General features: G+C 65.5%; 11 protein-coding genes. 6 read left to right on the forward strand and 5 right to left on the reverse strand.

The window, feature by feature from the left end; translation table 11 throughout:
* Window positions 1-6 precede the first annotated feature (6 nt).
* A complete protein-coding gene (locus WS68_RS24420; protein WP_059573346.1) occupies window positions 7-918 on the reverse strand; it encodes a helix-turn-helix domain-containing protein in 912 nt (303 codons plus the stop codon).
* A 386-nt stretch (window positions 919-1,304) separates the two neighbouring features.
* Here WS68_RS24420 and WS68_RS29330 point away from each other — a divergent pair, with 386 nt between their 5' ends.
* On the forward strand, window positions 1,305-1,562 hold the full coding sequence (locus WS68_RS29330; protein WP_269147902.1) for a DUF2158 domain-containing protein: 258 nt from the start codon (window positions 1,305-1,307) through the stop codon (window positions 1,560-1,562).
* Between the two features lie 547 nt (window positions 1,563-2,109).
* On the opposite strand, the gene WS68_RS24430 is transcribed toward WS68_RS29330, so the two are convergent.
* The 4 genes from WS68_RS24430 to WS68_RS24445 form a co-directional block, all read right to left on the reverse strand.
* Window positions 2,110-3,288: an acetyl-CoA C-acyltransferase gene (locus tag WS68_RS24430; protein ID WP_059573298.1), complete on the reverse strand. Its 1,179-nt coding sequence runs from the start codon at window positions 3,286-3,288 to the stop codon at window positions 2,110-2,112.
* Between the two features lie 136 nt (window positions 3,289-3,424).
* Window positions 3,425-4,051 (reverse strand): bifunctional nicotinamidase/pyrazinamidase, encoded by a 627-nt coding sequence (gene pncA / locus WS68_RS24435; RefSeq protein ID WP_059573299.1) that lies wholly within the window; start codon window positions 4,049-4,051, stop codon window positions 3,425-3,427.
* A 48-nt stretch (window positions 4,052-4,099) separates the two neighbouring features.
* Entirely contained in the window at window positions 4,100-6,184 is a 2,085-nt protein-coding gene (locus WS68_RS24440; protein WP_059573347.1) for a 3-hydroxyacyl-CoA dehydrogenase NAD-binding domain-containing protein, read from the reverse strand.
* Window positions 6,185-6,553: 369 nt separating this feature from the next.
* Window positions 6,554-8,194, reverse strand: a complete 1,641-nt coding sequence (locus WS68_RS24445; protein WP_059573300.1) for a 3-(methylthio)propionyl-CoA ligase — start codon at window positions 8,192-8,194, stop codon at window positions 6,554-6,556.
* A 101-nt stretch (window positions 8,195-8,295) separates the two neighbouring features.
* Here WS68_RS24445 and WS68_RS24450 point away from each other — a divergent pair, with 101 nt between their 5' ends.
* The 5 genes from WS68_RS24450 to WS68_RS24470 all read left to right on the forward strand — a co-directional run bounded on the left by WS68_RS24450 (window position 8,296) and on the right by WS68_RS24470 (window position 12,103).
* Window positions 8,296-9,879 (forward strand): protein adenylyltransferase SelO, encoded by a 1,584-nt coding sequence (locus WS68_RS24450; protein WP_059573301.1) that lies wholly within the window; start codon window positions 8,296-8,298, stop codon window positions 9,877-9,879.
* Window positions 9,880-9,950: 71 nt separating this feature from the next.
* Window positions 9,951-10,382, forward strand: a complete 432-nt coding sequence (gene msrB / locus WS68_RS24455) for a peptide-methionine (R)-S-oxide reductase MsrB (RefSeq protein ID WP_059573302.1) — start codon at window positions 9,951-9,953, stop codon at window positions 10,380-10,382.
* A 67-nt stretch (window positions 10,383-10,449) separates the two neighbouring features.
* The gene (locus WS68_RS24460; RefSeq protein ID WP_059573303.1) at window positions 10,450-10,980 is read left to right on the forward strand and encodes a septation protein A; all 531 of its coding nucleotides are present in this window, start codon (window positions 10,450-10,452) and stop codon (window positions 10,978-10,980) included.
* Window positions 10,977-11,297, forward strand: coding sequence for a BolA family protein (locus WS68_RS24465; RefSeq protein WP_082710287.1), 321 nt, complete (start codon window positions 10,977-10,979; stop codon window positions 11,295-11,297). The genes WS68_RS24460 and WS68_RS24465 overlap by 4 nt, the downstream gene beginning before the upstream one ends.
* 26 nt (window positions 11,298-11,323) lie before the next feature.
* Window positions 11,324-12,103, forward strand: coding sequence for a peptidylprolyl isomerase (locus tag WS68_RS24470; RefSeq protein WP_059573304.1), 780 nt, complete (start codon window positions 11,324-11,326; stop codon window positions 12,101-12,103).
* Window positions 12,104-12,119 lie beyond the last annotated feature (16 nt).

A 12,119-nucleotide genomic window follows, 5' to 3' on the forward strand; every position in this document is an offset into this window, starting at 1 on the left:
GAGTGATTAGCCCGCTGCCAGCCAGCGTGCGGCGGCCCGGTATTCGGTGGGCGACATCGACAGGCGCCGCCGAAACACCTTGGCAAGGCGCTCGCCGTTGCCGAGGCCCGCGCGGCGCGCGATCTTGTCGACCGGCAGATCCGACTCGGTCAGCAACGAGCAAGCCCGTTCGATGCGGGCTTGCAGCAGGTATTCCGATGGCGTTACGCCCATTTCGAGCTTGAAGCGCCGCAGGAAATTGCGCTCGCTCATCGCGATGTCCTGCGCGACATCGGCAATCGAGATGGTCTGGTCGCATTGTTCGGCAAGCCGCTGCGCGACCTCGCGGATCAACTCGCCCGCACGCTTGATCGCGCGGTCGTGCGCGTCGGCGCGCGGCTCGGCCGGCGCGTCGGACGCGGAGCCGCGCGCAAGCGGCTGCAACGCCTCGGAAGAAAAACCGAATGCGCCGGACGCGAGGCTCGCCGACGACAAGCGCCGCAACGGCAAATTGGCGGGCGCCGGCTGCACGCGCGGCGGCAGCATGCATGCATCGGACCCGGCCGCGGCGATGATGTCGCCGCCGTCGCGACGCATCGAGTACACCTGCACTTCGCCGCTGCGTGCCGCATCGTGCAGCCATAGATGCAGCGCATCGTCGAGCGTCGCGGCCGGCGCGCCTGCGCCGCCCGCGACCAGCACCATGTGAAATTCGCCGCCGCTATGCAAGCCGATGCTTTCGGTCCAGATCTGCACGCCCGACATCGACGTCACGCAGCCGCCGGCACTCGACAGCATCGTGAGCGCATAGCGCTCGACACTTCCGACAAAAGCGGTCCGCCGCCGATTCACGCAATCGAGCCATTCCGTTATGCCGCTGACTTCAGTCAACGAAAACTGATCGAACAGCACGATCCCGATTTGCCGGACGGCCGGCACCGAGCCAACAGGGCGGCATGGGCGGCGTTGCTGATGACGGCACATATCGTTTAGGCGACTCATGTCGAAAGTCCAATAACCAAGGTTTTCAATTCAAATCAAAGTTTAGTCGCGCACATTATCTCGATTAAACAAAATGAAATGTAAGGACAATTGTAAGAATGTCTGAATTCACCATGAGATTGGCGGATTAAACCAAAACCGCACGCTTATTATTCGTCTCACAGGTCTAATCAATATATCGATCAAATGAATAACATAAGCTTCCGGTTTATCAATTATTCAGCCATGCGCCTGCCTGCGCCGAGTCAACGTCAGCTTGAATGCCGAAACCGTCATTTCACTTATTTATCATGCATTTTCCTGGGATGTGCGCTCGAATGCCGATGATCGTTTGGCGTGAAAGATTCGCGGCGCTCGCGGACTGGTTGCCTGCATGCGTTCGCGGGCAGCGCATCGCCGCGGGCGATCGGGTTCGCCTGCACTCCGGCGGCATGACGATGACGGCGACTTGGGCCGGACGCGTCGCCTTCGCGCCAGGACGCTGGGTTTGCGCTCAGTGGTTCAACGCAGACGGTGAACTGAAGCAGGAGTTTTTTCCGCAGCGCGCCCTTCGGCGCGCATCGCGCCGAGACGATGCTTAAGCGGCCGCCAACGCGCGCCGCGCGGATTCATGGATAGTCGGATTTCGATCACCCCATGACCAATGCCATTCGAATTGATCGAATGACATACCGGCATCGGTATTCGTTATTTCCGAAATCGCAATAGATTCGCTCATCCATCGAATGTGCCGTTATTGGCCCGAAGGCAAACTGCGATCTGATATTTCAGACGACCGACGGAACAGTGGATATATCAAAAGAAGATCGAAGGGGCGCCAGGAGTGTAACAATTAGTTTCGAGTTCCAATCGGCAAGCCGCATTCGGAAGATCGCATTGATGACGGCAGACCGGCATTCTCGTTACCGCATATTTTCAGATGCGTCGCGCAGCGGCAGCTATTACCCGGAAGCGGTTATTATTCGGCAATAAATACCTTCCGATATTGATCGGCATCACGAACTTTCGGCCCCAAAAAAGAAGACGGCCGGGTAGCGTTCCGGCCGTCTTCGTCTCGCCGCCGAACGCGGGCGATGACCCCGCATTCGATATGGCTGGCGCACCGCCCGCCGGCGGCGCGCGATGCGTCTACGCGATTTCGAACAGCCCCGCGGCGCCCTGCCCGCCGCCGATGCACATCGTCACGACGACATATTTCGCGCCGCGCCGCTTGCCTTCGATCAGCGCGTGGCCCGTCATCCGCGCGCCCGAGACGCCATACGGATGGCCCACCGCGATCGCGCCGCCGTTGACGTTGAGACGATCGTCGGGAATGCCGAGCGTGTCGCGGCAATACAGCACCTGCACCGCGAACGCCTCGTTCAGCTCCCACAGATCGATGTCGGACACCTTGAGGCCCGCTTGCTTCAACAGCTTGGGCACCGCGAACACCGGACCGACGCCCATCTCGTCGGGTTCGCAGCCCGCGACCGCGAAACCGCGGAAGATCCCGAGCGGCGCCAGCCCTTCGCGCTCGGCAACCTTCGCGTTCATCACGACGCACGCCGCCGCGCCGTCGGAGAACTGGCTCGCATTGCCCGCGGTGATCACGCCGCCCGGCAGCACCGAACGGATTTTCGATACGCCTTCGAGCGTCGTATCTGGCCGGATGCCCTCGTCGGCCGCGACCGTCACCTCCTTGGTGGCCAGACGCCCCGTCGCCTTGTCGGCAACGCCCGCGCGCACCGTGATCGGCACGATCTCGGCGTCGAAGCGGCCCGCATCGCGGGCAGCGCTCGCGCGCAACTGCGAATTCACGCCGTATTCGTCCTGACGCTCCTTCGCGATGTTGTAGCGCTTCGATACGTTCTCGGCCGTCTGCAGCATCGTCCAGTAGATCTCCGGCTTGTGCTCGGCAAGCCAGCCCTCCTGGATCATGTGCAGGTTCATCTCGTTCTGCACGCACGAGATCGATTCGACACCGCCCGCGACGAACACGTCGCCCTCGCCCGCGATCACCCGCTGCGCGGCTAGCGCAATCGTTTGCAATCCGGACGAACAGAAGCGGTTCACGGTCATGCCGGGCACGCTTACCGGCAGCCCCGCGCGCAGCGCGATTTGCCGCGCGATGTTTGCGCCGGTCGCGCCCTCGGGGTTGGCGCAGCCGATCAGCACGTCCTCGACGCGCGCGGGATCGAGCTTCGCGCGCGCCACGGCAGCCGCCACCACGTGGCCGCCGAGCGTTGCGCCATGCGTCATGTTGAATGCGCCGCGCCAGGATTTTGCAAGCCCGGTGCGGGCGGTCGATACGATAACGGCTTCAGTCATCCGAGTCTCCAGTGTCGGCGGGAGCCCGTGCTTCATCGCTTGGCCCCGCCCCATGCCGCGGCAGGCAACAGCTCGCACCCGCCCGGCTTACATTAAAAAAGTCTAAACATGCGCCCATCTGCGCCACCCCGCCGCGCTACGGCCGCACGTCGCCCGAGCACACCCGCGCGACGCCCGCCGACGCCAACGACGCCCATGCGCGATCGAGCGAGCCGTCGAGATCGATCGCGCGGCACGCGTCATCGATGACGAATGCGCCGAAGCCGGCCGCTCGCGCATCGAGCGCGGACCAGGCAACGCAATAATCGGTCGCGAGTCCGCAGCACCAGACACGCTTCGCGCCCAGCTCGCGCAAGAAGCCCGCAAGCCCCGTGCGCGACTGGCGATCCGCTTCGACGAACGCCGAGTAACTGTCGACGCGCGCGTCCGTGCCCTTGCGGATCACGAGCCGCGCATGCGGCACGTCCAGATCGCGATGCAAGGCCGCCCCTTCGGTGCCCTGCACGCAGTGCACGGGCCAGAGCGTCTGCTCGCCATACGGCAGCGCGATCGTCGAGAACGGCACCCGGCCCGGATGGTTCTGCGCGAACGACACATGATCGCGCGGATGCCAATCCTGCGTCAGCACGACCTGCTCGAAGCGCGCGGCGAGCTGGTTGATCACCGGCACGACTTCATCGCCGTGCGCGACCGCGAGCGGGCAGCCCGGCATGAAATCGTTCTGCACGTCGATCACGAGCAGCACATCGTCGGTAGGTTGCATCGTGGTGCTCCTTCGCGGCGCGCCGCCGGCCGGCGGCGCCGCGTGGCGTCATGCGTTGAAGCCGCGCCCGCTCTTGGCGAGTTCGACGATCGACGGCGCGATCTGCCAGGCGCTGCCATTCGGCCCTTGCGCATAACGGCGTATCGCGCGCTCGACGTTGTAGAGGCCGACCGTGTCGGCGTACAGCATCGGGCCGCCGCGCCACAGCGGAAAGCCGTATCCGGTCAGATAGACCATATCGATATCGGAAGCCTTCGACGCGATCTTCTCCTCGAGAATCTTCGCCCCTTCGTTGACGAGCGCATAGACGAGCCGCTCGACGATCTCGTCGTCGCCGATCTGGCGGCGCGCGGCGCCCTGCTCGGCCGAGAACGCGACGATCATGTCGTCGACCAGCTTCGACGGCTTGGCCTTGCGCTCACCCGGCGCGTAGTCGTACCAGCCCGCGCCCGTCTTCTGGCCGAAGCGGCCCTGCTCGCAAAGGCGGTCGGCGATTTTCGAGTAACGCAGATCCGGCTGCTCGACATAGCGGCGTTTGCGGATCGCCCAGCCGATGTCGTTGCCGGCCAGATCGCTCATCCGGAACGGGCCCATCGCGAAGCCGAATTGCTCGATCGCGCGATCGATCTGCGCGGGCAGCGCGCCTTCCTCGAGCATGAAAAGCGCTTGGCGCACGTATTGCTCGATCATCCGGTTGCCGATGAAACCGTCGCATACCCCCGCGACCACCGCCGTCTTGCGGATCTTCTTCGCGACCTGCATCACCGTGGCGAGCACGTCGTGCGCGCTCGCGTCGCCGCGCACGACTTCGAGCAGCTTCATCACGTTGGCCGGGCTGAAAAAATGCAGCCCGACAACGTCCTGCGGCCGCTTCGTGAAACCGGCGATCTTGTTGACGTCGAGCGTCGACGTGTTCGACGCGAGAATCGCCCCCGGCTTCGCGACTTCGTCGAGCTTGCGGAACACCTGCTCCTTCACGCCGAGTTCCTCGAACACCGCTTCGATCACCAAGTCGGCTTCCTTCAGATCGTCGTAAGACAGCGTCGGCCTGATGAGCGCCATGCGCGCTTCGAGCTTGTCCTGCGCGAGCTTGCCCTTCTTCACCTGCGCGTCGTAATTCCTGCGGATCGTCGCAAGCCCGCGATCGAGCGCTTCCTGCGTCGTTTCGAGCAGCGTGACGGGCACGCCCGCGTTCAGGAAATTCATCGTGATTCCGCCGCCCATCGTGCCCGCGCCGATCACCGCGACCGTCTTGACCTCCCGCGTCGGCGTATCGGCCGGCACGTCAGGAATCTTGCTCGCCGCGCGCTCGCCGAAGAACGCATGACGCAACGCGCGGCTCTCGGGCGTTTGCACGAGCGCGATGAAGCATTCGCGCTCGAATGCGAGCCCCTTGTCGAAGCCATGCAGCACGCCCGCCTCGATCGCGTCGATGCATTTGTGCGGCGCCGGGTAGTTCTGCGCGAGCGCCTTCACGCTGTTGCGCGCGAACTGAATGAAGCCTGCCGCGTTCTCGTGCGCGATCGCGCGATCGCGCACGCGCGGATGCGGGCCGCTTGCCGCGCCCACCTTGCGCGCGAATGCAAGCGCCGCGTCGAGCAAGTCGCCCTCGACAAGCTCGTCGAAAAGGCCGCTTTTCGCCAGCTGCTCGGACGGCACGCTCGCCCCCGACACGATCATGTTGAGCGCGGTTTCGAGCCCCACCGCGCGCGGCAGCCGCTGCGTGCCGCCCGCGCCCGGCAGCAACCCGAGCTTCACCTCGGGCAGCGCGATCTGTGCGCCGGGCGATGCGATCCGGTAATGCGCGCCGAGCGCGAGCTCGAGACCGCCGCCCATCGCGATGCTGTGAATCGCGACGACGACCGGCTTCGCGCTTGCCTCCACCGAGTCGATCACGGTATGCAGCGTCGGCTCCTGCAGCGCCTTCGGCGTACTGAATTCGGTGATGTCCGCGCCGCCGGAGAACGCGCGGCCCGCGCCCGTGAGCACGATCGCCGTCACCGACGGGTCGCGCTGCGCGCGCTCGAGCCCCTCGACGACGCCCAGCCGCGTCGCCAGCCCCAGCCCATTGACGGGCGGATGGTTAAGCGTGATGACGGCGACGCCGTCACGAATCGTATAGTCCACTGCCATCTGCATGCCTCCATGGGTATCTAACTGCGCGGTGGGCGCGGTGTTGGCCCGTTGTCCGCCGGCGGCCGGACGGCCGCGTCATCGATGCAAGCGGCGCAACCGGCGCGCCGTTCTCCGGAATACGGGAAATGCGCGAGCAGCATACATCAAAAAAGAACGATCGTTCAATTTAGTGCCGACCCTGCCATCCCGGCCTGGAACAGCAGGCAATGACGCGCCGATGGCCGCCGATCCGGCGACAACATGCGGTGCGCGCCGCCGCCAGCCGCGGGTTTCACGTGACCGCCCCAGCGCGGCCGTGGACTGGATTGTCTGCACTCTGCGCGTTGTCCGGGCTGGCCGAATTGCCAGAATCACCCATGCGGCCGCTCACGCGTCGCGCGCCGTCGGCAAGATGTAATCGCGGAATTGCTCGCGCAGCTTGAGCTTCTGCAGCTTGCCGGTGGCCGTATGCGGCAGCGCATCGACGAAGGCGACGTCATCGGGAATCCACCATTTCGCGACCTTATCCCGATAAAACGCGAGCAATTCGTCACGCGTGACGTCCATCCCGTCGCGCTTGACGGCGACAAGGAGCGGCCGCTCGGTCCATTTCGGATGCGCGCACGCGATGCACGCGGCCTCGGCGACGGCCGGGTGCGCGATCGCGACGTTTTCGATCTCGATCGAGCTGATCCATTCGCCGCCCGACTTGATCACGTCCTTGCTGCGATCGGTGATCTGCATGAAGCCGTCGGCGTCGATCGTCGCGACATCGCCCGTCGGAAACCAGCCGTCGACGAGCGGCGATGCGTCGCTGCCGAAATAGCGGTCGATCACCCACAGGCCGCGCACCTGCAGGTCGCCGAACGCCACGCCGTCCCACGGCAACTCGCGGCCGTCGTCGCCGACGATGCGCATGTCGACCCCGAAAATCGCCCGCCCCTGCTTGGCCAGCAGCCGCCGCTGCTCGTCGGCGCCGCGCCGCGACTGCGCCCAGTTCAGCGCCGCGAGCGTGCCGAGCGGCGACATCTCCGTCATGCCCCACGCGTGGATCACCCGCACGCCGTAGTCGTCCTCGAACGCACGCTGCATCGCCGGCGGGCAGGCGGAGCCGCCGATCACCGTGCGCCTGAGCGTCGAGAACCGCGCGTTCGCTTCACGCACGTGATTGAGCAAGCCTAGCCAGACCGTCGGCACGCCCGCGGAAAACGTCACGCGCTCGGCCTCCATCAGTTCGTACAGCGACTTGCCGTCGAGATCCTTGCCCGGCAGCACGAGCTTCGCGCCGACGAGCGGCGCCGAATACGGCAGGCCCCACGCGTTCACATGGAACATCGGCACGACGGGCAGCACCGCGTCATGCGCCGACATCGCCATCGAATCCGGCAACGCCGCGCCATACGCATGCAGCACCGTCGAACGATGCGAATAAAGCGCACCTTTCGGATGGCCCGTGGTGCCGGACGTATAGCAAAGCGACGACGCCTGCCGCTCGTCGAGCAGCGGCCAGGCGTAATCGCCGTCCTCGGCGCCGATGAGCGTTTCGTAGCAGAGATAATGCGTCGCGCCGCGCGGCAGATGCGCTTCGTCGGTCAACGCGATCCAGCCCTTCACGCGCGGGCAGTGCGGCGCGAGCTGATCGACGAGCGGCGCGAAATTCAGGTCGAACAGCACGTATTGATCGTCGGCGTGATCGATGATGTACGCGATCTGCTCGACGAACAGACGCGGATTGACCATGTGGCAGACCGCGCCCATCCCGCTGATGCCGTAGTACGCCTCGACGTGTCGATAGCCGTTCCACGCGAGCGTGCCGACCCGCTCGCCGCCGCCCACGCCGAGCCGGCCGAGCGCCTGCGCCAGCCGCTTCGCGCGCGCCTCGCAGGCGCGGTACGTATAGCGATGGATATCGCCCTCGATGCGCCGCGACACGATCTCGACATCGCCCGCATGCCGCGCCGCGTGGGCGATCAGCGACGATATCAGCAGCGGCATATCCATCATCCGGCCCGGCAGCGGCGTACTCATCGGGTTGCGTCTCCTGTCGCAGCAAGTGATCGGCACGCGCAGGCAGCCAGCGGCCCCGGCGGCGCCGACTTACAATATCGGCTAACTTCCGGATCAGCAATATGTCGTTTTCCACCAGCGAGGCCGCACCGGCCGCCTGCCTGCCCGATCTCGCCGCAACGCTCGCCGCCCCGCGCGACGGCGCGTTCGTCGCGCTCGGCGCCGAATTCCTCACGCGGCTGCCCGCCACGCCGCTGCCCGCGCCTTATGTCGTCGGCTTTTCCGACGATACCGCGCGCCTCGTCGGGCTCGATCCCGCGCTCGCCGGCGCGCCCGGCTTCGCCGAGCTGTTCTGCGGCAACCCGACGCGCGACTGGCCCGCCGCGTCGCTGCCCTACGCGTCCGTCTACTCGGGCCACCAGTTCGGCGTCTGGGCCGGCCAGCTCGGCGACGGGCGCGCGCTCACCATCGGCGAGCTCGCGCACGACGGCCGCCGCCACGAACTGCAACTGAAAGGCGCGGGCCGCACGCCGTATTCGCGCATGGGCGACGGCCGCGCGGTGCTGCGCTCGTCGATCCGTGAATTCCTGTGCTCGGAGGCGATGCATCATCTCGGCATTCCGACAACGCGCGCCCTCACCGTGGTCGGTTCCGACGCGCCGGTGGTCCGCGAGGAGATCGAAACGGCGGCGGTCGTCACGCGCGTAGCGGAAAGCTTCGTGCGCTTCGGCCACTTCGAGCACTTTTTCGCGAACGATCGCCCCGATTTACTGCGCGCCCTGGCCGATCACGTGATCGAGCGCTTCTACCCCGCGTGCCGCGACGCGCACGATCCGTATCTCGCGCTGCTCGCCGAAGCAACACGGCGCACGGCCGAGCTGGTCGCGCAATGGCAGGCGGTCGGCTTTTGCCACGGCGTGATGAATACCGACAATCTGTCGATCCTGGGCCTGACGATCGACTACGGCCCGTTCGGCTTCATCGACGGGTTCGACGCGAAGCACGTCTGCAATCATTCCGACACGCAAGGCCGCTACGCGTACCGGATGCAGCCGCGCATCGCGCACTGGAACTGCTTTTGCCTCGCGCAGGCGCTGCTGCCGCTCATCGGCCTGCATCGCGACGCGCCGAACGAGGATGCGCGCGCCGAGCGCGCGGCCGACGACGCGCACGCGGTGCTCAACCGCTTCCCCGAACAATTCGGCCCGGCGCTGGAGCGCGCGATGCGCGCGAAGCTCGGCCTCGAGCACGCGCACGACGACGATGCCGCGCTCGCCAACCAATTGCTCGAAATCATGGACGCGAACCGCGCCGACTTCACGCTGACGTTCCGCCGCCTCGCGCAGCTCTCGAAGCACGAGCCGCGCGCGACACACGGCGAGCACGCCGACGCGCCGGTGCGCGACCTGTTCGTCGAGCGCGACGCCTTCGACCGCTGGGCGCGCGCCTACCGCGCGCGCCTGGCCCTCGAGCCGCGCGACGACGCCGCGAGGGCGGCCGCGATGAACCGCGTGAATCCGAAATACGTGCTGCGCAATCATCTCGCGGAAACCGCGATCCGCCGCGCCAAGGAGAAGGACTTTTCCGAAGTCGAACGTCTCGCGGCCATACTGCGCCGCCCGTTCGACGAGCAGCCGGAACACGACGCCTATGCCGCGCTGCCGCCCGACTGGGCGAATACGCTATCGGTGAGCTGCTCGTCGTGACGGCCGCCGCCCGCCGGGCCGCGCGCCATGTCGCGCGCGATCCGCATGAATCCATCAGGAGAATCGACCCCATGCCAGGAGATCAAGACGATCGGCCCTTCCCGTACCCAAAGGACGATGCCGAGCTGCGCCGCCGGCTCACGCCGCTGCAATACGAGGTCACGCAGCATGCGGCGACCGAGCGAGCGTTCACCGGCGAATACACCGACACCGAAGACGACGGGATTTACCGCTGCATCGTCTGCGGCACCGCACTGTTCGAGTCCGGCGCGAAATACCACTCGGGCTGCGGCTGGCCGAGCTACTTCAAGCCGATCAACGGCGAGGTGATCGACGAGAAGATGGACTACACGCACGGGATGGTGCGCGTCGAGGTGCGCTGCAACCATTGCGGCGCGCATCTTGGCCACGTGTTCGAGGACGGCCCGCGCGACAAAACCGGTCTGCGGTACTGCATCAACTCGGCTGCGTTAAACTTCGAGCCTAAACCCGGGCGGAAATAATAAACCCGCGCGGGCGTCCCTGTAACGGTGGCGGGCCCCGCGCGCCCGCCACGCAGCCGCGAGCGCCATGAAATTCCTGTTCGACCTGTTCCCGATCATCCTGTTCTTCGCCGCCTTCAAGCTATGGGGCATCTTCACGGCAACCGCCGTCGCGATCGCCGCCACGCTTGCGCAGGTGGCATGGGTCGCGTTCCGCCACCGGAAAGTCGACACGATGCTGTGGGTGAGCCTCGGCGTGATCGTCGTGTTCGGCGGCGCGACGCTCGTGCTGCATGACGAGAAATTCATCCAATGGAAGCCGACCGTGCTGTACTGGCTGTTCGCCGTCGGCCTCGTCGTCGCGCGCTATGCGTTCGGCAACAACCTGATCGAGAAGATGATGGGCAAGCAGCTCACGCTGCCCTCGCCGGTCTGGGACAAGCTGAACCTCGCCTGGGCCGCGTTCTTCGCCGCGCTCGGCGTCACCAATTTGTACGTCGTGCGCAACTTCACCGAATCGCAGTGGGTCAACTTCAAGCTGTTCGGCACGACGGGCGCGATCGTCGTTTTCATCATCATGCAAAGCCTGTGGCTGGCCAAATATCTGAAGGACGAATGACGATGAGCGCCGCGTTCCTTCAAGCCGCCCCCGCCGAGCGCATCGCGCTGATCGAGGCGCGCCTCGCCACGGCGCTCGCGCCCGAATCGATCGACGTGCGCGACGACAGCGCGCGGCACGCCGGCCACGCAGGCGCCGCCGCGGGCGGCCACTACACGGTGACGATCGTCGCGGCCGCGTTCGAGGGCCGGTCGCGCATCGCCCGGCACCGGCTGGTGTATGATGCGCTCGCCGACGCGATGCAACGCGGAATTCACGCGCTCGCGATCGTCGCTTACACGCCAGAAGAATATAGAGAGTCTTCCCGTTCCCGTTAAGTCCGTTCGTTCTTTAGGAATTCCCGATGATCCTGAAATCTTCCCGACTGTGGGTCGCGGCAGCCGCTCTCGCAGCCGCTCCGGCCTTTGCCCAGAACATCGCCGTCGTCAATGGCACGCCGATCCCGAAATCGCGCGCGGACGCGATGGTCGCGCAGCTCGTCCGCCAAGGCCAGCAGGACTCGCCGCAGCTCGAGCAAGCCGTGCGCCAGGAACTCATCAACCGCGAAATCCTGATGCAAGAGGCGATCAAGCGCGGCATTCCGAATCGCCCCGACGTGAAGGCGCAAGTCGCCGTTGCGCAGCAAACCACGGTGCTGCGCGCGATGATCGAGGATTTCCTCAAGCAGAACCAGCCGAGCGACGCCGAGCTGATGGCGCGCTACGACGAACTCGTGAAGAGCGCGGCGGGCCATGAATATCATCTGCACCACATCCTCGTCGACAACGAACAGCAGGCAAAGGACCTGATCGCGAAGATCAAGGGCGGCGCGAAGTTCGAGGATCTCGCGAAGCAATACTCGAAGGATCCGGGTTCGGCTAAGAACGGCGGGGACCTCGACTGGTCCGATCCGAAGGCTTACGTGCCGGAATTCGCCGCGGCCGCGCAGCAGTTGCAGAAAGGCCAACTGACGGATGCGCCGGTGAAGACGCAGTTCGGCTGGCACATCATCCGCGTCGACGATATCCGCAATATCGCGCCGCCGCCGTTCGAACAGGTCAAGCCGCAGATCGCGCAGCAGATGGTGCAGCAGAAACTGCAGGCGTTCGAGGAAGGCTTGCGTCAGCAGGCGAAGATTCAGTAACGCGGCGATTGCTCGC

This window comes from Burkholderia sp. TSV86, from assembly GCF_001522865.1.
GTDB lineage: Bacteria > Pseudomonadota > Gammaproteobacteria > Burkholderiales > Burkholderiaceae > Burkholderia.